The sequence below is a fragment of the Streptomyces sp. NPDC008121 genome (genome assembly GCF_042957155.1).
In the GTDB taxonomy this organism is placed as follows: Bacteria; Actinomycetota; Actinomycetes; order Streptomycetales; family Streptomycetaceae; genus Streptomyces.
Genome location: NZ_JBIBHT010000002.1, coordinates 942080 through 965769 on the forward strand (window position 1 = coordinate 942080; position 23690 = coordinate 965769).

The following is a 23690-nucleotide window of genomic DNA, read 5'->3' on the forward strand; positions in this document are numbered from 1 at the left end:
TCCGCGATGTCCTCGCGTTCCACCCGGGTCCCCCGGGACGCCGTGCACCACCCGCTCTTCGCGCGCTTCTACGCCCGGTTCAGCGTCTCCGCCGACACGAAGGGCGGGATCGGCCCCCTGCGTACGGAGCTGCTGACCGGGCTCTCGGGCCGGGTCATCGAGATCGGCGCGGGGAACGGACTGAACTTCGCGCACTATCCGGGGACCGTGTCGGAGGTCGTCGCCATCGAACCGGAGCGCCATCTGCGGCGGTTGGCCGCCGAGGCCGCGCTGCGGGCCGAGGTGCCGGTGGACGTGGCCCCGGGCGCGGCGGAGGCGCTGCCGGTCAAGAGCGAGGGCTTCGACGCGGCGGTGGCCTCGCTCGTGCTCTGCACCGTACGGGACGTGCCGCGCACGCTCGCCGAGCTGTACCGGGTGGTGCGCCCGGGCGGCGAACTCCGCTTCTTCGAGCACGGCTTGGCCCCCGGACGCGGGATGGCCCGCGCGCAGCGCGCCCTCGACCGTACGGTCTGGCCGTTGCTCTTCGGCGGCTGCCACACCGGGCGCGACCCGCTGGCGGCGATCGAGGCGGCCGGGTTCGAGCTGATCACGTACCGCGCCTTCACCGTTCCGGAGGAGGGGCCGCGGCTGCCGTCCTCCTTCTGTGTGCTGGGCTCGGCGCGCCGTGTCTGACGCCCCGGACGACGACGACCCACGATGACCGACGCGGTGAGGGATCCGACCACAGGGCGTCCGCCCGGTGCTGACCTGCCCGGATGGCGAAACGTGCTCGACGGTCCGAGGCCGCCGGTGGTGGGATCGGGTCATGAGTGATCTGCGCATCCGGCCCGCCGCCGCGGCCGACATCGACACCGTGCTCGCCTTCTGGCGGGTGGCCGCCGAGGGCACCAGCATCAGCGACGACCGCGACGGGGTCGCGCGGCTGGTCGCCCGGGACCCCGAGGCGCTGCTCCTCGCGGAGCGCGGCGGCGAGCTGGCCGGGACCGTCATCGCCGGGTTCGACGGCTGGCGGTGCCATCTCTACCGGCTCGCCGTCCACCCCGGCCACCGGCGTCAGGGCGTCGGGGGCGCGCTGCTCGCGGCGGCCGAGGAGCGGTTCGTGGCCCTCGGGGGCAGGCGGGCGGACGCGATGGTCCTCGACCGGAACGAGCTAGGCCGGCACGCCTGGCGGGCGGCCGACTACGGACCGCAGGAGCAGTGGACCCGGTGGGTCAAGCCGCTGCCGGCCGACGCCGCCGGCGCGACGGCGCCTACCCTCACCTCCGGAGCCGTCGGCTCCCCCGCACAGGAGGGGTGATCGCCCACCCCGCTTTGCCCGTCCTTTACCATGAGTATTTCCTTCCCCTCCGGCCGAAAGGTGTGAGCGTCCGCCCATGGGCGAGCCTCCCAGTAGCAGTCAGCGCGAGACCCGACATCGCGCGCTCCTCCCCTCCCTGTCTGATCATGGGACGGAGGTGAACCGATGATCGAAGTGCTTCTGCTCGTGGTGGCGCTGCTGCTCTCCCTCGCGTGCGGTCTCTTCGTCGCGGCGGAGTTCTCGCTGACCACGGTCGAGCGCGGCGAGCTGGAAGCGGCCGTCGAGCGGGGCGAGCGGGGGGCCGCGAGCACGCTCAAGGCCGTCAAGTCGCTCACCTTCCAGCTCTCCGGCGCGCAGCTCGGCATCACCGTCACCAACCTGGTCGTCGGCATGCTCTCCGAGCCGTCGATCGCCAAGCTGATCCGCGGCCCGCTCCAGGACATCGGTCTCTCCTCCGCGGTCGCCTCCTCGGTGGCCCTGGTCATCGGCACCGCCCTGTCGACCGTCGTCCTGATGGTCGTGGGCGAGCTGGTCCCGAAGAACTGGGCGATCTCCTCGCCGCTGGCGATCGCCAAGCGCGTGGCCACGTTCCAGCGGATCTTCACGGCCGCCTTCAAGCCGCTGATCAGCCACCTCAACAACACCGCCAACCGGATCCTGCGCCGGATCGGGATGGAGCCGGCCGAGGAGCTGGCCTCCGCCCGTTCGCCGCAGGAGCTGGTGGCCCTGGCACGCCACTCCGCCAAGGAGGGCGCGCTGGAGGCGGACACCGCCGAACTGTTCGTACGGACCCTGAACCTCGCCGAGCTGACGGCGGAGAACGTGATGACACCGCGCGTCCAGGTCACCGCCCTGGAGGTGCAGGCCACCGCCGAGGACGTCGCCAACGCGACCCGCGCGACCGGCCTGTCCCGCTTCCCCGTCTACCGCGGCAACCTGGACTCGGTGGTCGGCATCGCCCACATCAAGGACGTCCTGGCCATACCGGCCGACGAACGACGGCTCCGCCGGATCGGGGACATGCTGCGCGAGCCGCTGCTCGTCCCGGAGACGCTCACGGTCGACCGGCTGCTCGACCGGCTCTCGGGCAAGCAGACGATGGCCGTCGTCATCGACGAGTACGGCGGTACGGCCGGGGTCGCGACCCTGGAGGACATCGTCGAGGAGGTCGTCGGCGAGGTGCGCGACGAGCACGATCCGCACGAGACTCCCGACCTGGCACGGGTGGGCGTGGACCCGGACGGACGCGAGCTGTGGTCCGCCGACGGAGCGGCCCGTACGGACCAGCTGGAGGCCATCGGCCTGCGGATCCCGGACGGACCCTACGAGACGCTGGCGGGCGTCCTCGCCACCGAGCTGGGACGGATCCCCGCGGTCGGTGACCGCGTCGAGCTGGCCCACTGGCGGCTGGACGTCGTGGACGCCTCCGGGCGCCGGGCGGCCCGCGTGCTGATGCACGCCCCGCCGAGCGACCTGTCCGAGGAGACCGGGGAGGCCGGCCGATGACCGCGATCCAACTGCTGATCGGCCTGGCGACCCTGGTCGTGAACGGCTTCTTCGTCGGCGCGGAGTTCGCCCTGATCTCCGTACGCCGCAGCCAGATCGAACCGGCGGCGGAAGCCGGCGACCGGCGCGCCCGGAGCGTGATCTGGGGTCTGGAACACGTCTCGGCGCTGCTCGCCGCGGCCCAGCTCGGCATCACGCTGTGCACCCTGGTGCTCGGCATCGTCGCCGAACCGGCCATCGCGCACCTGCTGGAGCCGCTCTTCGACGCGGTCGGCGTGCCGCACGGGCTGGTGCACCCGATCTCCTTCGTGATCGCGCTGTCCGTGGCGACCTATCTGCACATGCTCCTCGGCGAGATGGTCCCCAAGAACATCGCGCTGGCGGAGCCGACCCGCTCGGCGCTCCTCCTGGGCCCGCCGCTGGTGGCGATCGCCCGGGCGCTGCGTCCGGTGATCTTCACGATCAACGCCTTCGCGAACGGCATCCTGAAGCTGCTCCGGGTGGAGACGAGGGACGAGGTCTCGGCGACGTTCTCGGACGACGAGCTGGCCCGGATGGTCACCGACGCCGGTGTCGCCGGTCTCCTGGACGACCGCGCGGCCGAGCGGCTGCACGACGCCCTGGAGCTGGGGCGGCGCCCGGTGCGGGACGTCGTCATGCCGGTGGAGAAGGTCCTGTACGCGGCCGTGGGCACCACGCCCGAGGAGCTGGAGGCGCTCGCCGCGGAGTCGGGCTTCTCCCGGTTCCCGGTGGTCGACTCGAGCCGCGGGATCCTCGGCTACCTCCATGTGAAGGACGCCTTGGACGCGGCCCCGCGCGACCTGCCGTTCCCGGTCTCGGCGATGCGGCCGATCGCCCGGGTGAAGGCGGCCACCCCGATGGACGACGTCCTGACGGCGATGCGCCGCAGCCGCACGCACCTGGCGGCGGTCCTCGGCGACGACGGCAAGCTGGCAGGCCTCGTCACGATGGAGGACGTGCTGCGGGAGCTGGTGGGGCGGCCGGCGGCGTAGGGGGCGTCTTGTCGATCGGGCCGGATCAGGGAGCGGTGTCCGGTGCCGTGGATCGCAAGGCGGAGGAGGGAGTCGATGCGGAGCATCGACGACTGACGACAACGCGGCGAGGCGCGGTGCCGGGCGCCGCGACCCCGGCAGGATCGGCAAGACACCCCCTAGCTTTGGTACGCCTATGAGGGGCCCGGGACGGGGGCGCGGAGGCGCTCCCGGACCGGGCTCCGGCTTGTGGGGGCGGGGGCCGGGGTGGCTGGCGGGGCCTCGGGCTCCGGGCTCACGGCAGGCCCATACCGCACGGTATGATCGCTCCGTCATGGAATCGAATGCCACCTACACCAGCCTGGTCGCCGTCGGCGACAGTTTCACCGAGGGCATGTCGGACCGGCTGCCCGACGGGACGTACCGAGGCTGGGCCGACATCCTCGCGACCCGGCTGGCCGCCCGGACGCCCGACTTCCGGTACGCCAATCTCGCCGTACGCGGGAAGCTCATCCGCCAGATACTCGACGAGCAGGTCGACGTGGCCGCCGCCATGAAGGCAGATGTGGTGACGCTGGTCGGCGGGCTGAACGACACCCTGCGGCCCGCGTGCGACATGGGGCGGGTCCGGGGGCTCCTCACCGAGGCGGTCGAGCGGCTGACGCCGTCCTGCGGGCAGCTCGTGCTGATGCGCAGCCCCGGCCGGCAAGGGCCCGTCATGCAGCGGTTCCGACCGCGCATGGAGGAGCTCTTCCAGCACATCGACGACCTCGCGGCCCGGCACGGCGCCCTCGTCGTCGACCTCTACGGCGCCCCCGTCCTCGGCGACCAGCGACTCTGGGACGTGGACCGTCTGCACCTGACCGGCGAGGGACACCGGCGGGTGGCCGAGGCGGTGTGGCAGGCGCTGGGCCTCGCCCCCGAGGAAGACTGGCTCGCGCCGCTGCCCACCGCCGTCCGCCCGGGCTGGATGACCCGGCGCGCCGCCGACGCCCGCTTCGCGCGGGAGCACCTCGGCCCGTGGATCGGCCGTCGCCTGACCGGCCGCTCCTCCGGCGACGGCCTCCCGGCCAAGCGGCCGGACCTGCTGCCGTACGAGATCGTTCGCGACGCCTCGTACGAGAACGCGCGCGGGACGGCCACGCAGGAGCCCCCGAGCGCATAGCCGGGCAGTCGCGCCGGCGTCGGGCCTCCCGTACGGGGGAAGGCGCGGGAGGGCCGACGTGACGCGGGTCTCGTAGCAAGCGACGAAACCGGGCGTGGCGCTGGCCTGCAGAAACCGCCAGTAGAATCTGGTCACGTGACTGCTGCTGCGAAGCCCCGCATCCCCAATGTCCTGGCCGGCCGCTACGCCTCCGCGGAGCTCGCCGTCCTCTGGTCCCCCGAGCAGAAGGTGAAGCTGGAGCGTCAGCTGTGGCTCGCCGTGCTGCGTGCCCAGAAGGACCTCGGGATCGAGGTTCCGGAGACGGCCCTGGCCGACTACGAACGCGTCCTCGACCAGGTCGACCTCGCCTCCATCGCCGAGCGCGAGAAGGTCACCCGGCACGACGTGAAGGCCCGGATCGAGGAGTTCAACGACCTCGCCGGACACGAGCAGGTCCACAAGGGCATGACCTCCCGTGATCTCACGGAGAACGTCGAGCAGCTCCAGATCCGGCTCTCGCTGGAGCTGATGCGCGACCGTACCGTCGCCGTCCTGGCGCGCCTGGGCAAGCTCTCCGGCGAGTACGCCGAGCTGGTCATGGCCGGCCGCTCCCACAACGTCGCCGCGCAGGCGACCACCCTCGGCAAGCGTTTCGCGACCGCCGCCGACGAGCTGCTCGTCGCCTACGGCCGGCTGGAGGACCTCCTCGGCCGGTACCCGCTGCGCGGCATCAAGGGCCCGGTCGGCACCGCCCAGGACATGCTCGACCTGCTCGGCGGCGACGCCGCCAAGCTCGCGGTGCTGGAACAGCGCATCGCCCACCACCTGGGCTTCTCGCACGCCTTCACCTCGGTGGGCCAGGTCTACCCCCGCTCGCTCGACTACGACGTGGTCACCGCGCTCGTGCAGCTGGCCGGCGCGCCGTCCTCCGTCGCCAAGACGATCCGCCTGATGGCCGGCCACGAGCTGGTCACCGAAGGCTTCAAGCCCGGCCAGGTCGGCTCGTCCGCGATGCCGCACAAGATGAACACCCGCTCCTGCGAGCGCGTCAACGGCCTCATGGTCATCCTGCGCGGTTACGCCTCGATGACCGGCGAGCTGGCCGGCGACCAGTGGAACGAGGGAGACGTCTCCTGCTCGGTGGTCCGCCGGGTGGCGCTGCCGGACGCGTTCTTCGCCTTCGACGGTCTCCTGGAGACCTTCCTGACGGTGCTCGACGAGTTCGGTGCCTTCCCGGCCGTCGTCGCCCGCGAGCTGGACCGCTACCTCCCCTTCCTGGCCACCACCAAGGTCCTCATGGGCGCCGTGCGCGCCGGCGTGGGCCGCGAGGTCGCCCACGAGGCGATCAAGGAGAACGCCGTCGCCTCCGCCCTCGCCATGCGCGAGCAGGGCGCCGAGCGCAACGAACTCCTCGACAAGCTGGCCGCCGACGACCGGATCCCGCTGGACCGGGATCAGCTCGACTCGCTGATGGCGGACAAGCTGTCCTTCACCGGCGCCGCCGCCGACCAGGTCGGCGGTGTGGTCTCCCGCATCGAGGAGATCGTGAAGCAGCACCCGGAGGCCGCCGGGTACACCCCCGGGTCGATCCTCTGACCGGCTTCACCCCGCAGGAGCTGCAGGCCGCTCGCGACCGCGTCGTCCCCGACGTGGCCGCGGGCGGCCTCTCCGTGCTCTTCTGCGGGATCAACCCGGGTCTGATGTCGGCGGCGACGGGCCACCACTTCGCGCGGCCGGGCAACCGCTTCTGGCCCGTGCTCCACCTGTCCGGCTTCACCCCTCGCCTGCTGAAGCCGTCGGAGCAGGAGGAGTTGCTGACGTACGGCCTCGGCATCACGAACGTGGTGGCGCGGGCGAGCGCGCGAGCCGACGAGGTGAGCGACGAGGAGTTCCGGGAGGGCGGCCGGCTGCTGACCGAGCGGGTGGAGCGGCTGCGGCCGCGCTGGCTGGCGGTCGTCGGCATCACGGCCTACCGCACGGCCTTCGGCGAGCGGAAGGCGGCCATCGGGCCGCAGGAACGGACGATCGGCGACACCCGGATCTGGGCCCTGCCCAACCCGAGCGGCCTCAACGCGCACTGGACGGCCCAGACGATGGCGGAGGAATTCGCCCGACTGCGCGAGACGGCCGGGCTGCCCGACCGAGGCGCCTAGCGACGCCGGAGCGCGACGGAGGGCTGCGCGACGGTCAGGGGGGTGATCAGCGCCGATGGCCGGGGCCGGGGGTCAGGGCGGGGGCGTCTCGGTGAGGCAGGTGAGCAGACGGAGGCCGGTGCCGGCAGCGCTTCCGGGGGTGAGGCCGAGGACGAGCCACCGGTCCTCCACCTGCCAGACGCGGGCCTCCGGCACGGAGGTGCAGAGCAGGTCCCACGGGGCGGCTATCGCCTCCCCCTCGGCGTACCGGTCGAGGAGCGGGGACAGCGTGACGATGCGGGGCGGCCCCCAACGGCCGGCCAGGAGCACTGCGAGCGCGTCCCGTTCGGCCACCGCCTGTTCTACCCGCTCCTCCCACGACTCCTCGACGGAGGGCCCGTCGGCCGGCCCGCCGAACTCTAACTCCGCGAGGTGATAGCCCTCCTGGGGCAGGGCGCGGGCGCGCAGCAGGTCGAGGGCGGCGAGGTGCTGTGCGAGCGTCATGACTCCAGTAAAGCGCCGGGGTCTGACAACTGGCCCCCCGTCAGCAGCCGCACCCGGGGCCTCCGGGGCCGGGCGCGGAGGCCGTTCGGGCGGGAGGGGTCACCCTCGCGTCGTGACCTCGTGACGGAGGTGGGCCCGGGCGGCGCTCGCTGCCCTCCGGTCCATTGAGTACCATCCGGCAGACATGCGTACGAGCTGGGAGGACACACGGTGGGGCGGCTGACCGGCGGAGATCCATCGCTGTTGCGGCGGATCAACTCCGCGGTGGTACTCCATGCCCTGCGGGGCGCCGACGCGCTCACGCTGACCGATCTGACCCGGATCACCGGCCTGTCGCGGCCGACGGTCGAGGGTGTGGTCGAAGGACTCATCGTGGCGGGGCTCGTCGTCGAGGCGGCGGCCGAGGAGGGCGAGGCGAGGCGGCAGGGCCGGCCCGCCCGGAGGTTCCGGTTCCGGGCCGAGGCGGGGCATCTGCTGGGCATCGAGATCGGGCCGCACCGAGTCGCCGCGCTGATCTCCGGTCTGGACGGCCGGATCATCGGCGCCGGGGCGCGGGAGGTTTCGGAGTCGGCTCCGGAGGACGAGCGCCTGGAGCGGGTCCGTACGGTCGTCGCGGACGTGCTGCGCAAGGCCGGCGTGCCCCGGTCCAACCTGCGGGCCGTCGGCGTGGGTACGCCGGGGATCGTGGAGGCGGACGGCACCGTACGGCTCGGCACGGCGCTGCCCGGCTGGACCGGCCTCGCGCTCGGCGAACGGCTGCGGCGCTCCTTCCGCTGCCCGGTGCTCGTGGAGAACGACGCCAACGCGGCCGCGGTCGCCGAGCACTGGAAGGGCGCGGCGACCGACTCCGACGACATCGTGTTCGTCCTGGCCGGACTGAGCCCGGGCGCCGGCTCGCTGATCGGCGGGCGGCTGCACCGGGGGTACGGCGGGGCGGCCGGGGAGATCGGGGCGCTGCACCTGCTCGGCCGGGGGGTCACCCCCGAGCACCTGCTGTCCACCACGGACGAGCCGCTGCACCCGCTCGACGAGCAGGCCGTCGCCCAGGTCTTCACGCTCGCCCGACAGGGTGACACCCGGGCCCAGGCGGCGGTGGAGCGCTTCACCCAGCGGCTGGTCCACGACGTGGCGGCGCTGGTCCTGGCCCTCGACCCGGAGCTGGTGGTGATCGGCGGCTGGGCGGCGGGCCTGGACGGGGTGCTGCAGCCGCTCCGCGACGAGCTGGCGCGGTTCTGCCTGCGCCCGCCGCGGGTGGCCCTCTCCCTCCTGGGCGACTCGGCGGTCGGCACCGGCGCCCTTCGGCTGGCCCTGGACCACGTGGAGGAACAGCTCTTCGCGGTGGAGGGCACGGCCACCGGCCGCCGCTGAGCGCCCGGGGGTACGGGGGCTGCCTACGGCGCGAGCCCGTGCGGACGCCGCCGGTGCGGCGCCCTCACGGGCTCGGGATCGGATCGGGTCCGGGCGGCGTCCTGTCAGGAGGCCATGACCAGGTCGACGGAGTCGCCGAAGGTGAGGCGGCAGGTGTCGGCGCGGTAGGTGGCGACGGAGACGGCGGCGGTACGGCCGCCGGAGAGATAGCGGGTCGTCACCAGGAGGACCGGGGCGCCCGGCAGGCGGTCCAGCTCCTTGGCGTCGTCGGCGCGCGCCGAGCCCAGCTCCACGGAGCGGTCCTGACCGTCCAGGGCGAGGCGCTGCAGTTCGCGCAGTACGGCGCGGGCGCGGGCGGGTCCCGTCGGGTCGCCGGTCTCGCCCAGCTCGGGCACCGAGCCCGTCGGTACGTACAGCAGCTCGGCGGCGACAGGCTGCCCGTGGGTGACGCGCAGGCGGCGCACGATCTGCACCGGCGCCTCGGGCTCGATGTCCAGGAGCCGCGCGACGGCGGCGGGCGCGGCGGCGAGGGTGCAGTCCATCGACTGCCAGGTCTCCTCGGCGACGCCGGGCCAGGTGTGCTGGGTGGTGGAGACGTCCACGCCCACGCGGGGCGGGGCGACGGTGGTGCCGACGCCTCGGCGGCGCTGGAGGCGGCCTTCGAGCTCCAGCTGTTCGAGCGCCTGGCGGAGCGTCGCCCGGGCGACGCCGAAGCGTGCGGCCAGCTCCCGCTCGTTGGGCAGGATCTCCCCGACAGCGAAGTCGGAGTCGAGCGCTTCGCCGATCACGGTCTTGAGGTGCCAGTACTTAGGCTCCGGCACCGATTCCAGCTGCGTGGTCCCCACCCTGATCCTCCGCAATTCGCCGTGTCCCGCGGCGGTTTTTCCGCGCCCTTGTTTATTAAAGGTTCCTGCACTAACTCTGCGACCATAAAGCGGCCCACCCCCTTGGTCAAGACCAATGCTCCGCCCGATGCCCGGGAAAGGGGCCCTTTGACGTAGATCGTTCACAGGACGTTCGCGCCCGCGTGAGGTGCGCACGCCACGAGGGCGAGGCGGGGGGCTCGCGGCTCCGGGCCGCGCGAGGCGCGGGGCGGTGGCGCGAGGACAGACGACGGAGGGCCGGGAGCGCCCGGCGGAAGGGCCGGGCGGAGGGCGGAGGCGCGGTCGGTCAGCCGGCCGTCAGGGCGCGCAGCTTCTCGGGGTTGCGGACGATGTAGACGCACTGGATACACCCGTCCCGTACCTCCACTTGGAGGAGGGCGTCGGGCGCGCCGTCGACGAGGGTGAGCAGCGCGGGAGCGCCGTTGGCCTCCAGGAAGCGGAGCTCGTAGACGGTCTCGGCGTCCCGGGCCACGGCGAGCAGGAAACGGCCGACCTTGTCGGCGCTCTCGACGATCCGCCGTGGCGCCTTGGACTTGCCCCCGCTGTCCCCGACCAGTCGCACGTCCGGGGCGAGGAGGGCGAGGAGCCCTTCGAGGTCGCCGCCGGCCGCGGCGGTGAGGAAGCGTTCGGTGAGGTCGCGGCGCTCGGCCGGGTCGACGTCGTAGCGCGGCCTGCCCTCGTCGACATGGCGGCGGGCCCGCCCGGCGAGCTGACGGACGGCGGCCTCGGAGCGGTCGAGGGCGGCCGCGATCTCCGCGAAGGGGAAGCCGAAGGCCTCCCGGAGCACGAAGACCGCGCGCTCCAGGGGCGAGAGGGACTCCAGGACGACGAGGACCGCGAAGGAGACGGAGTCGGTGAGGAGGGCGCGTTCGGCGGTGTCGGGGACGGTCGGCCCGAAGTCGGTGACGACGGGTTCCGGCAGCCAGGGCCCGACGTAGGACTCGCGGCGAGCCTGGATCTGGCGGAGCCGGTCGAGGGCGAGCCGGGTGGTGATCCGTACGAGATAGGCGCGCGGCTCCCGGACCTCGGAGCGGTCGGCGGCCGACCAGCGCAGCCAGGCCTCCTGGACCACGTCCTCGGCGTCGGCCGCGCGGCCGAGCATGCGGTAGGCGACGCCGGTGAGCATCGGCCGGTGCTCTTCGAACACATCTGTCGGGGTCTCGGTCGCCACTCCCCCATCCCAGCCGACCGGGGCAGGGCGTGTCCAGTTCCGTCCGCGCCCTTGAACTCGTGGCTACCGACCGGTAATTCTTGCTGACAGGACGTCTAAGAGATGTCGACGACAGGGAGCAGGCGCATGACCGCACAGATCTCGTTCACGGCCGGGTCCCCCGGGGGGCCTCGCACGGTCTCCCTGACGTACGAGCGCAGGGGCGCGGGCGAGCCGCTGCTCCTGCTGCACGGCATCGGCCACCACTGGCAGGCGTGGGAGCCGGTCCTCGACGTCCTCGCCACCGAGCGGGACGTGATCGCCGTCGACCTTCCGGGCTTCGGCACCTCCCCCGCCCTGCCCGAGGGGTACGCCTACGACCTGTCGACCGTCGTGCCCGTGCTCGGCGCCTTCTGCGCGGCCCTCGGGATCGACCGGCCGCACGTGGCGGGGAACTCCCTGGGCGGGCTCCTGGCCCTCGAACTCGGCCGGGAGAAGCTGGTGCGCTCGGTGACGGCGCTCTCCCCTGCCGGGTTCTGGTCGGAGCGGGAGCGGCGGTACGCCTTCGGAACCCTGCGCGCCATGCGGGTCGCGGCACTGTCGATGCCGGTCCCCGTGATCGAGCGCCTCTCCCGGAGCGCGGCCGGTCGGACCGCGCTGACCAGCACCATCTACGCGCGGCCCGGGCGCCGTTCACCCGAGGCGGTGGTCGCCGAGACGCTCGCCCTGCGCGAGGCCACCGGCTTCCACCAGACCCTGGCGGCCGGCCGGAGCGTGCTGTTCGGCGACGACGTGCCCGGGGTCCCCGTCACCGTGGCCTGGGGCACCCGCGACCGGCTGCTGCTGCGCCGCCAGGGGGTGCGCGCCAAGCACACCGTCCCCGGCGCCCGGCTCGTCCGCCTGCCCGGCTGCGGCCATGTCCCGATGAACGACGACCCGGCCCTCGTCGCCCGCGTGCTCCTGGACGGCAGCCGCTGACCGGCACGCGCGCGTGAAGCGGCGGGCGTCGGCGGGGCGGCCCGCGCGCGTGGAGCGGCGGGGGCGGCTGAGCCGTCGGACCGGGGCGGGGGTGCCGGACGGCGTGCGGGCCGGTGCCGTGGGCGGACAGGGCGGACTCCGCGTTGTTCACGCGTGGTTCGCGTACGCGCCGCTCCGGTCCCTTAGGCAGGGGGCGGCACTTCGCACCCCACCCGGCACAGGCCCTGGAGACCTCCATGTCGCACCGCACCCCCGGCCCGCCCGCCCACCCGCTCCCCGAACCGTCCCCGAGCCCGTCCTCTCCCGCCCGCCGCAGCGTACTGCGCGGCACGCTCGCCGCCTCCGCGGCGCTCACGCTGGGCGGCGCCGTCCCGGCCCCCGCGCTGGCCCTTTCGGGACGGCCCCGGGCCGGCTGGGGCGTGCAGACCGGAGGTGTCACGGCCTCCTCCGGCCTCGTGTGGATCCGGTCGGACCGGCCCGCCCGGATGATCGTGGAGACCGCCGCCGACGCCTCGTTCCGCCGTCGCCAGCGCCATGTCGGGCCGCTGCTCGGCCCGGGCAGCGACTTCACAGGGACGACCGCCCTGCGCGGGCTGCCTGCCGGTGAGCAGATCCACTACCGCGTCACCCTCGCGGATCCGGACGACCCGCACCGTACCGGCGAGCCCGTCGTCGGCACCTTCCGCACGGCTCCGGCGCGGCGGCGCGACGGGGTCCGCTTCCTGTGGTCGGGGGACATCGCCGGGCAGGGCTGGGGCATCAACCCGGACATCGGCGGCTTCCGCGCGTACGAGGAGATGCGCCGGCTGGACCCGGACTTCTTCCTCTGCAGCGGTGACACGATCTACGCCGACGGGCCACTCCAGCCGACGGTGACGCTGCCCGACGGGCGGATATGGCGGAACGTCATCACCCCGGAGAAGTCGAAGGTCGCCGAGACCCTGGACGAGTACCGGGGCAACTTCCGCTACAACCTGCTCGATCACCACGTCCGGGCGTTCAACGCGCAGGTGCCGTCGATCGTGCAGTGGGACGACCACGAGGTCCGCAACAACTGGTACCCCGGCCAGATCCTGGACGACGCGCGGTACACCGAGAAGGACGTCGACGTGCTCGCGGCCCGTGCCTCGCGCGCGTTCGGCGAGTACTTCCCGCTGCCCGGTGCCACCACGCGCGGTGGCACCGGGCAGGGCGGCGCCGAGCGACGGATGCACCGGGTGGTGCGGTACGGGCCGCTGCTCGACGTGTTCGTCCTCGACATGCGCTCGTACCGCAACGCCAACTCGCCGGGACGGCAGGCGGACGACACCACCGGCATCCTGGGCGCGGAACAGCTCGCCTGGCTCAAGCGGGAGCTGAGCCGTTCGCGGGCCGTGTGGAAGGTCCTGGCCGCGGACATGCCCCTGGGCCTGGTCGTCCCGGACGGCGCCACCGACATCGAGGCGATCGCCCAGGGCGACCCGGGCGCGCCGCTGGGCCGGGAGCTGCAGATCGCCGAGCTGCTGCGGTTCGTCAAGCACCGGCGGATCACCGGCACGCTGTGGCTGACCGCCGACGTGCACTACACCTCGGCGCAGCACTACGCGCCGGAGCGGGCGGCCTTCCAGGACTTCGCGCCCTTCTGGGAGTTCGTCTCGGGCCCGCTGGCCGCCGGCGGTTTCCCCGCCAACCGGCTGGACCCGACGTTCGGTCCCGAGCGGGTCTTCGTCCAGGCGCCCGAGCGGGCGAACGTCTCGCCGATGGAGAGCCCGCAGTACTTCGGCGAGGTCGACATCGACGGGCACAGCGGCGAACTGACGGTGCGGCTGCGGGCGGAGGGCGGCACGGTGCTGTTCGCCAAGGTGCTCCAGCCGGGGCGCGTCGGGCAGTGAGCGCCACGGCCGATTGTCAGTGGTGGGTCCTAACGTCTTTCGCATGACGCGATCCGTACAGGCGCTCGCCTACGCACGCCCGTCCGCCCTCGAGACCCTGGGGGGCGGGCGGCAGCTCGGCCTGGAGACCTCCGGGGGGCTGACGCCCGCCGGAGCCGAGGCCCACCCCCGCTTCTTCGCCGGGTTCCTGACGTCCCCGCAGATCGCGGCGCGCGGCCTGCTCGCGGTCGCGGACGTGGCGGCCGCCCGCTATTACCAGCGGATACGACCGGGGTCGCTGGACCCGGTCGTGACGGGGAACGGCGACCGGCTGCGCTTCGAGTCGTTCTCCGGCTGCGGCGGGGTGTACGCCCGCCTGGACGTGCTGAGCGAGGGCCTTGACGGAGCCGAGACCGGCCACGGCACGACCAATGTGGACGTCAACAATCCGCTGCGGGAGGCCCTGTCCCGGATGACGGGGCACGATCCGCTGCATCTTCGGGTCGGCCCGCAGGAGTTGGCGGTGACCACGCTCGAAGGCGCGGTCGTGGAGAAGAAGGTGCCGCTGCCGGACCGCTGGCTTCGCGGCTTCGCCGAGGCGCAGGTGGCGTCCGCCGGGTTCGATCTGCGGGCCGAGCTGACCGGCGCCGAGGCCGTCCGGTTCCTGCGGTCGCTGCCCCGCTCGCAGGCGCGGGGGCGGGGGCCCCTGTGGGTGGTCCAGTCCGGCAGGACGCTGCGGCCGACCACCCGGCCGGTCGCGGGCGCGGTCTGCCTCCCGGGGCCTGACCGGCTGGCGGCCCTGGAGCGGGTGCTGCGGCACGCGACGGCGCTGCGGGTGTACGGACCGGTGCCGGACGGGGTCGCGACGGCGAGCGCCTGGGAACTGACGCTGCCGGGTATGCGCCTGACGCTCACCCTCTCGCCGGACGCCTCGCGGGGCTTCTCGGGGGAGGGCGGGGTCCTGGAGGCGCTCGCCACCCCCGAGGCGGAGCGGGACGCCGAGCTGGTCTCGGTCCTGCTGGCCTGGGAGCCGCGCATCGACCCGGCCGAGCTGGCCGCCGAGGCGGGGCTCACGGTGGAGCGGGTGCGTGCGGCCCTGACCCGGCTCGGGACGGCGGGGCGGGTGGGGTACGACGTCGCCGACGCGGCCTACTTCCACCGGGAGCTGCCCTACGACGCGGACCGCGCCGAGCGCCACAATCCGCGTCTCGTGGCCGCTCGCGCGCTGGTCGCCGAGGGCGCCGTCGTCCTCGACGGCGTCCTCGCGACGGTCGCCTCGGGCGAACGGCGCTATCAGGTCCGGGAGTCGGGCGGGGCGCTGAGCTGCACCTGCCAGTGGTGGGCGGACTACCGCGGCCGGCGCGGTCCGTGCAAGCACGCCCTGGCGGTGCGGATGGTCAGGCGGGGCGAGACGGTCGCCGGAGGCACGCGATGACGGACACGACGGAGAAGACGGGGACGGCGGGGATGACGGGTACGGCAGGGGCGCCGGGTACGGACCCGGCCACGGGGGCGATGGGAGAAGCCGTGGCGGCGGGGGTGTCGGGCGAGGCCGTGACGGCGGGGGTGTCGGGCGAGGCCGTGGCGGTCGAGCGGCTGCTGGAAGCGGTGCGCCAGGGCAGGGTCGCGGAGGTGCCGGGGCTGCTGAAGCCGCTGGACGCGGCCGCGCGCAAGACCGTGCTGGGGGAGCTGAAGCTGCTGCGCACGGAGGTGCGCGGGTGGGACTGGAGCCGCTGGTCCGAGGCGGCCGGGATCCGCCGCACCCTGCGGGTCGCGGGCGCCGGATGCCACACCGGGGCCGCCGCGGCCGCGGCCTGGATCGCGGGCCGTGACCTCATGGACTGGGGCTCCCGCGACGGCTCCCTCCTCCTCACCGTCCTCGCCGACCGGGATCCGGCCTGGCTCGCGGACGTGACGCAGCGGCTGGCCGAGCGGCCGGCCGTGGTGGAGAACGGCTACGCACTCGTCCACGATCTGGTCGTCCTCTCCGGCTGTCCGGTGCCGGCGACGGACGCCTACGTCACGGGCTGGACCCGGGCAGTGGCCGGCGACGGCCTCCTGGACCGGCTGCGCACGGACCCGCAGACGCCGGTGCTGGTGCCCCGCTTCTTCGAGCTCGGCGAGACGCCGGACCCCCTCACCTGGTGGAACGACTCCGACAACTCCGGCCACTGGCCGACGGCGCTCGCCGCGCTGGCCGCGGAGGGACTGCTCGACCGCGAGACGCTGCTGGAGGGCTGCGTCGCTCGCCTCCTGCGCGGCGGACGCCCGCGTGACCTGCGCTTCCCGCTCTCCCTGCTCCAGCTCCTCGGCCCCACGGGCCGGGAGCGGAGCGGCCGGGTCGCGGAGTGGACCGGGATGGCGGCCGACGCCCCGTCGCCGGTCGCGGGTTACGCCCAGCAGATCCTCGCGGAGCTCGCGCTCGAGGGCGAGCTGTCCGTCCGGGAGCTGGCCGAGATGTCCGGCCCGGTGCTCTTCCGGACCGAGAAGAAGCTGGTGCGGGCGCAGCTGACCCTCCTGACCAAAGTGCTCAGGAAGGACCCGGCTGCGGCCGCCGAGCTCCTTCCGGTCGTGGCGGACGCGTTCGGGCACGAGGACAACGGCCTCCAGGAGCGGGCCCTGAAGCTGGTGGGCCGCCACCTCGGCGCGGTGGACGAGCAGGTGCGGCTGGAACTGGCCGGCGCGGCGGCGCGGCTGGACCCCGGGCACCGGGAGGCGGCCGAGGAACTGTTCGGCGGCCTTCCGGACGAGGACGCCGACGGTGCGTACGAGGAGATCCTGCCGCCCGTGCCCGTAGCGCGTCCGGTGGCGCCGCCCGCGGAGTCGGTCGCCGAGCTGGTCGAGGACCTGGTGGCGCTCTCCAAGGGCCGCACGAGGACGGCGGAGGAGTTCGAGCGGGCGCTGGACGGGCTCGTCCGGCACGCGCACCGGGACCGTGCGGTGCTCACGGAGGCGGTCGCGGCGGCCTTCGCCGGCAGCTTCTGGCTGGGGCACCACCAGGCCGGCCGCCGGACGAACTACTTCGACCACTCCACTCATGGCATCGACGTCGTGCTCGCCGCCCTCCTGGGCGCCGTGGACCAGTCGGTCGTCCAGGCCGGCCGGGCCAGGCGTCACGGCACGACCTCCTGCACCCATCTCGCCTTCGGCGGGGTGATCGACGCCCGGCTCTGGGAAGTGGCCGATCTGATCACCACCGGCCGGCTGCCGTTCCTGCTCGCCGCACCCACGTGGCACACCGGGGCCGTCGCGCCCCTGGAGCTGGCCGACCGGCTGCGGGCCTACCAGGAGGCGGGCGTCGAACCGGCGCCCGCGGACCTCGCGCAGGCCCTACTGCGGCTCCGCAAGGCCGACCCGGGCGCGCGGGAGGCCGCGGCGCGCGGGGCTGCGCTCGGCAGCCGGGCCGGTGAGCGGCTCGCCGACTGGCTGGAGTCGGACGCGTCCCTGGCCCCGGGGGTGCGGTTCCTGACCCGGCGCCAGGAGACGGCGACGGGACGGTGGTGGCTGGCCGACCGTCTCGTCCTGCGGATCCGGGAGCGCCGAGCCGTACGCGAGGAGTTCCCGCCCGCGTTCCAGTGGCTGGGCGGGCGGCTCTCCGAGGGCCTCCGGCGCTGTGTCCACTGGACCGATGGGCAGGCGAACTGGGCGGCGGTGTTGCCGGACGACCGGGAGACCCTGGCCGCGTGGCTGCTTCCGTCCCTCGCCGGCGGCGCGGCGTGGGCCGAGCGCGGGGTGAACCGGGGGCTGACCGCGCTGGCCGAGGGGGACGGGCCGGTAGGACCGGCGGTGCGTCTCGCCTTGGCGATCGGTCTGGGTGCCCGGCACGCGGAGGACCGGCTGACGGCCGTGGACGTGCTGCTGGTGCTGGCCGCGCGGGGCGAGCTGGACGGGCCGGGTCTCGGGGCCGAACTGGCCCGTCTGGTGAGCGAGGGCGAGGTCAAGGCCAATCGGCTCGCGGAGGCGTGCCGGACGGCCGCCGCGACCGGCGCCTACGCCACGGTGTGGAGTGTCCTGGCGGGCGTGCTGCCCGGGCTGCTCGCGGTGGAGAAGCCGGTGCGCGCTCTCGGTGAGGTGCTGGCAGTGGCGGCGGAGTGCGCCGAGCGGTGCGGCGCCGCCCAGGAGATACCGGGGCTCGACGCGGTGGCGGCGCGGCGCGGCTCCTCGCAGCTGGTCGTACAGGCGAAGCGGCTGCACCGTGCCCTCGCCGGACGGGGGTGACGGCGGGGGCCGCTTCCGCAGGGTGCGAAACCGGGCGCCGTCCGGGTGCTGTCAGGATCCGCCGGGCGACCGATCAGCCGAGAACGCAAGTGGTTGAAAACAGTCACTAATCCCGCAGAATGGCGCTTAACCCGTCAGTCACACATCGTTCGTGATCACGCAACACCGTTGGGTCACAGTGAGGTCATGACTGATGTGACGTCCGCGAAGAGTGCCCGTCGTCCCCACCACTGGCGGCAGGACCTCATCGAGCTGGCAGCCCTGTTCACGGCCGTGGTGGTGGCGGACACGATCGCCAAGACCGTCGTCCGGGGCGCCGAAGGCCCGTTCATGCTGGTGTTCTCGGCGATCGCGCTGGTCGCCACCGCCGCCTTCCACACATGGTGGGCACGGCGTCGCGGCCATGCGCCGCCCGCCGTCGATACCGGCGGCGGGGCGGCCCCGCCGCCGCCGCGGAGCGAGGACACCGCGCCGGCCCCGGCCCCCGAACCCGTCGCCACCGCCCTGTGGAGGATGCGGACCACGGTCCGCGACACCCCCGGCAGCCTCGCCGCGCTGTGCACGGCGCTGGCCCGCCACCAAGTGGACATCCTCACCCTCCAGACGCATCCGCTGGCCGACGGCACGGTGGACGAGTTCCTGCTGCGCGCGCCCGGCACCCTCGAAGCCGGCCACCTCGGCCGGGAGATCGCTGCCGCCGGCGGCAGCGGCACCTGGATCGAACGGGCGGACGCCCACGACCTGGTGGACACCCCGACCCGGCTGCTCGGCCTCGCCACCCGTACCGCCCTGGACGCCGCCGAACTCCCCCTCGCCCTGCGCCAGCTCCTCGGCCGCTGCACCATCCACTCACTGCCGGCCGTCTCCCTGAGCGGGCGGCCCACCGGCGAGACCGCCCCCGTCGAGGGCGTCCTCGAAGAGACGGTGATGCGGCTGCGCGATCCGCACGGCGGGGCGATCACCATCGAGCGGCCCTATCTGCCGTTCACGCCGAGCGAGTTCGCCCGGGCCCGGGCGCTCGTCGAACTCGACGCCCGGCTCGGCCCGCGCATGCCCCGCGGCCAGGACGTGCTGACCCTGCCCGAGGGCAGCGAGATCACCGTCCGCCGCGCCGACCAGCGGGACGCCGTCGCCGCGCGGGCCATGCACGACCGCTGCTCCGAGCGCACGCTGGGCCTCCGCTACCACGGGCCGGTGGGCGACGCCGACCGCTATCTGCACCATCTCCTCAGCCCCCGCTTCGGCCGTACGCTCACCGCGCAGACCGCCTCGGGCCGCCTCGTCGCCCTCGGCCACCTGCTCTGGGACGGCGACGAGACGGAGGTCGCCCTGATGGTCGAGGACGACTGGCAGCGCCGGGGCATCGGCTCCGAACTCCTCGGCCGACTGGTCGCGATGGCCGTCGAGGCGGGATGCGAGAGCGTCTACGCCGTGACGCAGTCCTCCAACACCGGCATGGTCGCGGCGATGCGGGCGCTGCGCCTGCCCCTCGACTACCAGATCGAGGAGGGCACCCTGGTCATCACCGCGCGGCTCGCGGCGGCTCGGCCGGGGAACCGTCCGCCGCACGGAGAAGTCCCGAACGGGACGTCTCGGCCGGCGAAGCGCTGAGGGCCTGGGTCAGGTCCCGCCACAGGTCCTCGACGTCCTCGAGACCGACCGACATCCGCAGCAGACGGTCGCTGACGCCCGCCGAGCGCCGGTCTCCCTCGGCCACGATCCGGTGGCTGATGGAGGCCGGGTGCTGGATCAGGGTGTCGACGCTGCCGAGACTGACCGCCGGCGTGATCAGGCGTACCCCGGAGATCACGTCGTGCGGGTCTCCGTACACCTCGAAGGAGACCATCGCGCCGCCCACCCGCGGGTAGTGCACCCGCGCGATGCGCGGGTCGGTGGCGAGCCGCCGGACCAGCTCGGCGGCCGTCGCCGACGCCGCCCGTACCCGTACCGGCAGCGTGGAGAGACCGCGCAGCAGCAGATATCCGGCCAGCGGGTGCAGCACGCCGCCGGTCGCGAACCGCACCTGGCGCAGCGAGCGGGCGAACTCCTCGTCGCAGGCGACGACGCCGCCCATCACGTCACCGTGCCCGCCCAGGTACTTGGTGGCGCTGTGCAGCACGATCCGCGCGCCCTCCTCGACCGGCCGCTGGAGCACCGGGGTGGCGAAGGTGTTGTCCACCAGCAGCGGCACCGACCCGCAGGCGTGGGCGACCGCCCGGATGTCGACCTCCGCCAGCGTCGGGTTGGCCGGCGTCTCCACCATGACCAGACCGGTGTCCGGACGGATCGCGTCCGCTATGCCGGCGGGGTCGGTCCAGGTGACCTCCGTGCCGAGCAGCCCCGCGTTCAGCAGATGGTCGCTGCAGCCGTACAACGGCCGGACGGCGACCACGTGCCGCAGACCGAGACTCGCCCGGACCAGCAGGACCGCGGTCAGCGCCGCCATGCCACTGGCGAAGGCCACGGCCGAGTCGGTGCCCTCCAGGCGGGCGAGGGCCGACTCGAAGCGCGCGGTGGTGGGGTTGTCCAGGCGCGCGTAGACGGGCGGGCCGTCCAGCCGGGCCCCGGTGGTGGCGAACTCGTCGATCCGCGCGGCCTCGGCCCGCGTGTCGTACGACGGGTAGGTGGTCGACAGATCGAGCGGCGGGGCGTGCAGGCCGAGGCCGGCGAGGTCCTCGCGGCCGGCGTGCACGGCTTCGGTGGCCAGAGCCCTGGGGGTGGAGGCGTCGTAGTCCATGGGCGGCACTGTGAACGAATACCGGAGGGTAGTGCGGATTCGCCGTGCTACGTTCGCCGCATGGCCGATTCTGTCGTACTGGACCCGGTCGATCTGCACATTCTTCGCCTCCTGCAGAACGACGCACGGACCACCTACCGGGAGCTCGCCGCCGAGGTCGGCGTCGCGCCCTCCACCTGCCTCGACCGGGTCGCCAGACTGCGCCGCAGCGGGGTGATCCTCGGGCACCAGCTACGACTGGATCCGGCCAAACTCGGCCGTGGGCTGGAAGCGCTGCTTCTCGTCCAGGTACGCCCCCACCGGCGCGAACTGATCGGTCCGTTCGTGGAGCGGATTCGGGCGATCCCGGAGTCCCGTGCGCTCTTCCATCTGACGGGGCCGGACGACTACCTGGTGCACGTGGCCGTCGCCGACCCGGCCGACCTGCAGCGACTCGTTCTGGACGAGTTCACCTCGCGGCGCGAGGTGGCCCGCGTCGAGACCCGGCTGATCTTCCAGCAGTGGGAGTGCGGACCCCTCCTGCCGCCCGGCCAGAGCGCTCATTTGTCAGCCGACTGAGATCGATTGAGATGACGCGGGGCCGGTGGAGGCAGGAGGATGAGTCCCATGCCAGAGACTTCCAGCAGCGCGCTGCCCCGCCAGGTCGCCGACACCTACGTCGACGCACTCATCGCACTCGACCCGATCACCGGTACATACCTGGGAGTCAAGGAGAGCGCGGGCCTTCTTCCCGACTTCTCCCCCGCCGGGCAGGAGGCGGTGGCCGAACTGGCCCGCCGCACCCTGGCGTTGCTCGACGACGCCGAGCGGCAGCCGGGCGCCGACACGGATGCCGAGCGCCGGTGCGGCCGGCTGCTGCGGGAGCGCCTGACGGCCGAACTCGCCGTCCACGACGCGGACGAGGGCCTGTGCGCGGTCAGCAACATGCGCTCCCCCGCCCACAGCGTGCGCATGGTCTTCACCGTGATGCCCACGGAGACGCCTGAGGACTGGCAGGCCGTGGCCCGGCGGCTGAGGGCGGTCCCCGCGGCGCTGGAGGGCTACCGCGCCTCGCTCGCCCTGGGCCTTGAGCGCAAGCTGCTGGGCGGCCCGCGGCCGACGGCCACCTTCGTGGAGCAGTTGACCGAGTGGTCGGGCGCGGATGCCGAAGGCCCGGGATGGTTCGAGGAGTTCGCGGCCGCGAGCCCCGGTTCCCTCGACCCCGAGCTGCGTACGGAGCTGGCCGCCGCCGGCCGGGTCGCGAACGAGGCCGTGGCGGCCCTGCGGGACTGGATGCGCGATGTGTACGCCCCGGCGGTCGCCGGCGCGCCGGACACGGTGGGCCGTGAGCGCTACCAGCGCTGGTCGCGCTACTTCAACGGCACCGACCTGGATCTCGACCAGGCGTACGCGTACGGCTGGTCGGAGTACCACCGCCTCCTCGGCGAGATGCGCAGCGAGGCGGAGCGCATCCTGCCGGGGGCCGGGCCGTGGGAGGCGCTCGCCCATCTCGATGTCCACGGCACCCACATCGAGGGGGTCGAGGAGGTCCGTGTCTGGCTGCAGAACCTGATGGACGAGGCGATCGAGGCGCTCGACGGCACCCACTTCGAACTCGCCGAGCGGGTGCGGAAGGTGGAGTCGCGGATCGCTCCGCCGGGCGGCGCGGCCGCGCCGTACTACACCGGCCCGTCCGAGGACTTCTCCCGCCCCGGCCGCACTTGGCTGCCGGTCGACGGGGAGACCCGCTTCCCCGTCTACGACCTGGTGTCGACGTGGTACCACGAGGGCGTGCCCGGTCACCACCTGCAGATCGCCCAGTGGGTGCACGTCGCCGACCGGCTCTCCCGCTACCAGGCGACGATCGGCGGGGTGAGCGCCAACGCGGAGGGCTGGGCGCTCTACGCGGAGCGGCTGATGGACGAGCTGGGCTTCCTGCCCGACGCCGAGCGCAGGCTCGGCTACCTCGACGGGCAGATGATGCGCGCCTGCCGGGTGATCGTCGACATCGGCATGCACCTGCGTCTGGAGATCCCCGCCGACTCGCCGTTCCACCCGGGTGAGCGGTGGACGCCGGCCTTGGCGCAGGAGTTCTTCCAGCAGCACAGCAGCCGTCCGCCGTCGTTCGTCGAGAGCGAGATGACCCGCTATCTGTCGATGCCGGGCCAGGCCATCGGCTACAAGCTGGGCGAGCGGGCGTGGCTGCTGGGGCGGGCCAACGCCCGGGCGGCGCACGGTGACGCGTTCGACGCGAAGGCGTGGCACATGGCGGCCCTGTCGCAGGGGCCGCTGGGCCTCGACGACCTGGTGGACGAGATCTCCCGCCTCTGAGGCGGCCGCCGGACCGCCGGGGGCGGCGGCACGAGACGCCGCCCCCCGCAGACATGAACGCCGGGGTTCCCCCGGCGTCGGCGCGTCCGGACCGTGAGAAGCGCGCGGTAATCGCTTGATCAGCCGGGGATTCGGCTGCTATCTGTCGCTCATGAGCGGATATTCACCGGACGCCACCGACTGGCGCATCATCGAGGCGCTGCAGAGCCAGGGCCGTGCCAGCTTCGCCGAGCTGGCGAGGGCCGTCTCCATGTCCGCGTCGGCCGTGACCGAGCGGGTGCGGCGGCTGGAGGAGACCGGCGTGATCGCCGGCTACACCGCCGTGGTGGACCCGGAGCGGCTGGGCCTGCCGATCCTCGCCTTCGTCCGACTGCGCTATCCGCACGGCAACTACAAGCCGTTCCACGACCTGCTCGAGGCGACGCCCGAGGTCCTGGAGGCGCACCACGTGACCGGCGACGACTGCTTCGTCCTGAAGGTCGCCGCGCGCTCGATGCAGCACCTGGAGGAGATCTCCGGCAAGGTCATGACGCTCGGCTCGGTGACCACGAGCGTCGTGTACTCGTCCCCGCTCCCCCGGCGCGCGATCAGCCGCTGAGACCGCCCTACGCTCCCGTAGG

The 23690-nt window shown here is 73.6% G+C and carries 20 protein-coding genes; 16 read left to right on the forward strand and 4 right to left on the reverse strand.

From position 1 onward, the window contains the following. Positions 1 to 6 precede the first annotated feature (6 nt). The 7 genes from ACFZBD_RS09690 to mug all read left to right on the forward strand — a co-directional run bounded on the left by ACFZBD_RS09690 (position 7) and on the right by mug (position 7092). A complete protein-coding gene (locus ACFZBD_RS09690) occupies positions 7 to 672 on the forward strand; it encodes a methyltransferase domain-containing protein (RefSeq protein ID WP_391138301.1) in 666 nt (221 codons plus the stop codon). A gap of 133 nt (positions 673 to 805) precedes the next feature. After that, positions 806 to 1297, forward strand: coding sequence for a GNAT family N-acetyltransferase (locus ACFZBD_RS09695; protein ID WP_391138304.1), 492 nt, complete (start codon positions 806 to 808; stop codon positions 1295 to 1297). Between the two features lie 165 nt (positions 1298 to 1462). Then, positions 1463 to 2803, forward strand: coding sequence for a CNNM domain-containing protein (locus tag ACFZBD_RS09700; RefSeq protein WP_391138307.1), 1341 nt, complete (start codon positions 1463 to 1465; stop codon positions 2801 to 2803). Beyond that, positions 2800 to 3816 (forward strand): CNNM domain-containing protein, encoded by a 1017-nt coding sequence (locus tag ACFZBD_RS09705; protein ID WP_391138310.1) that lies wholly within the window; start codon positions 2800 to 2802, stop codon positions 3814 to 3816. The genes ACFZBD_RS09700 and ACFZBD_RS09705 overlap by 4 nt, the downstream gene beginning before the upstream one ends. Positions 3817 to 4129: 313 nt before the next feature. After that, positions 4130 to 4960, forward strand: coding sequence for a GDSL-type esterase/lipase family protein (locus tag ACFZBD_RS09710; RefSeq protein ID WP_391138313.1), 831 nt, complete (start codon positions 4130 to 4132; stop codon positions 4958 to 4960). 135 nt (positions 4961 to 5095) lie between these two features. After that, entirely contained in the window at positions 5096 to 6535 is a 1440-nt protein-coding gene (gene purB / locus ACFZBD_RS09715) for an adenylosuccinate lyase (RefSeq protein ID WP_391138316.1), read from the forward strand. After that, on the forward strand, positions 6532 to 7092 hold the full coding sequence (mug, locus tag ACFZBD_RS09720; protein WP_391138576.1) for a G/U mismatch-specific DNA glycosylase: 561 nt from the start codon (positions 6532 to 6534) through the stop codon (positions 7090 to 7092). The genes purB and mug overlap by 4 nt, the downstream gene beginning before the upstream one ends. A gap of 72 nt (positions 7093 to 7164) precedes the next feature. Here mug and ACFZBD_RS09725 read toward each other — a convergent pair whose 3' ends face one another. Next, positions 7165 to 7575, reverse strand: a complete 411-nt coding sequence (locus ACFZBD_RS09725; RefSeq protein WP_391138320.1) for a hypothetical protein — start codon at positions 7573 to 7575, stop codon at positions 7165 to 7167. A gap of 210 nt (positions 7576 to 7785) precedes the next feature. Here ACFZBD_RS09725 and ACFZBD_RS09730 point away from each other — a divergent pair, with 210 nt between their 5' ends. Further along, entirely contained in the window at positions 7786 to 8943 is a 1158-nt protein-coding gene (locus ACFZBD_RS09730) for an ROK family protein (RefSeq protein WP_391138322.1), read from the forward strand. A 104-nt stretch (positions 8944 to 9047) separates the two neighbouring features. Here ACFZBD_RS09730 and ACFZBD_RS09735 read toward each other — a convergent pair whose 3' ends face one another. Both ACFZBD_RS09735 and ACFZBD_RS09740 read right to left on the reverse strand, forming a co-directional pair. Next, positions 9048 to 9788: a GntR family transcriptional regulator gene (locus tag ACFZBD_RS09735; protein ID WP_391138323.1), complete on the reverse strand. Its 741-nt coding sequence runs from the start codon at positions 9786 to 9788 to the stop codon at positions 9048 to 9050. Between the two features lie 325 nt (positions 9789 to 10113). Next, positions 10114 to 10998, reverse strand: a complete 885-nt coding sequence (locus ACFZBD_RS09740; RefSeq protein ID WP_391138326.1) for an RNA polymerase sigma-70 factor — start codon at positions 10996 to 10998, stop codon at positions 10114 to 10116. A gap of 126 nt (positions 10999 to 11124) precedes the next feature. Between ACFZBD_RS09740 and ACFZBD_RS09745 the strand changes: the two genes are divergently transcribed. The 5 genes from ACFZBD_RS09745 to ACFZBD_RS09765 all read left to right on the forward strand — a co-directional run bounded on the left by ACFZBD_RS09745 (position 11125) and on the right by ACFZBD_RS09765 (position 19634). Further along, on the forward strand, positions 11125 to 11955 hold the full coding sequence (locus tag ACFZBD_RS09745; protein ID WP_391138328.1) for an alpha/beta fold hydrolase: 831 nt from the start codon (positions 11125 to 11127) through the stop codon (positions 11953 to 11955). Positions 11956 to 12191: 236 nt separating this feature from the next. Continuing rightward, the gene (locus tag ACFZBD_RS09750; RefSeq protein ID WP_391138330.1) at positions 12192 to 13826 is read left to right on the forward strand and encodes an alkaline phosphatase D family protein; all 1635 of its coding nucleotides are present in this window, start codon (positions 12192 to 12194) and stop codon (positions 13824 to 13826) included. A gap of 43 nt (positions 13827 to 13869) precedes the next feature. Then, positions 13870 to 15240, forward strand: a complete 1371-nt coding sequence (locus ACFZBD_RS09755; RefSeq protein ID WP_391138332.1) for an SWIM zinc finger family protein — start codon at positions 13870 to 13872, stop codon at positions 15238 to 15240. Continuing rightward, positions 15237 to 18023 carry a DUF6493 family protein gene (locus ACFZBD_RS09760; protein ID WP_391138334.1) on the forward strand — a complete coding sequence of 929 codons (2787 nt, stop codon included), beginning with the start codon at positions 15237 to 15239 and terminating at the stop codon, positions 18021 to 18023. The genes ACFZBD_RS09755 and ACFZBD_RS09760 overlap by 4 nt, the downstream gene beginning before the upstream one ends. Positions 18024 to 18209: 186 nt before the next feature. Continuing rightward, complete coding sequence (locus tag ACFZBD_RS09765; RefSeq protein WP_391138336.1) at positions 18210 to 19634, forward strand: GNAT family N-acetyltransferase; 1425 nt, start codon at positions 18210 to 18212, stop codon at positions 19632 to 19634. Here the strand turns inward: ACFZBD_RS09765 and ACFZBD_RS09770 are convergent. Next, entirely contained in the window at positions 19546 to 20760 is a 1215-nt protein-coding gene (locus ACFZBD_RS09770; RefSeq protein ID WP_391138338.1) for a PLP-dependent transferase, read from the reverse strand. The two genes, ACFZBD_RS09765 and ACFZBD_RS09770, sit on opposite strands and share 89 nt — an antisense overlap. Positions 20761 to 20820: 60 nt before the next feature. On the opposite strand from ACFZBD_RS09770, the gene ACFZBD_RS09775 reads away from it, so the two are divergent. From ACFZBD_RS09775 to ACFZBD_RS09785, 3 genes are all read left to right on the forward strand, one after another. Next, positions 20821 to 21318 (forward strand): AsnC family transcriptional regulator, encoded by a 498-nt coding sequence (locus ACFZBD_RS09775; RefSeq protein WP_391138340.1) that lies wholly within the window; start codon positions 20821 to 20823, stop codon positions 21316 to 21318. A gap of 48 nt (positions 21319 to 21366) precedes the next feature. Beyond that, positions 21367 to 23070 carry a DUF885 family protein gene (locus ACFZBD_RS09780; protein WP_391138343.1) on the forward strand — a complete coding sequence of 568 codons (1704 nt, stop codon included), beginning with the start codon at positions 21367 to 21369 and terminating at the stop codon, positions 23068 to 23070. 151 nt (positions 23071 to 23221) lie between these two features. Further along, entirely contained in the window at positions 23222 to 23668 is a 447-nt protein-coding gene (locus tag ACFZBD_RS09785) for an AsnC family transcriptional regulator (protein WP_391138345.1), read from the forward strand. Positions 23669 to 23690 lie beyond the last annotated feature (22 nt).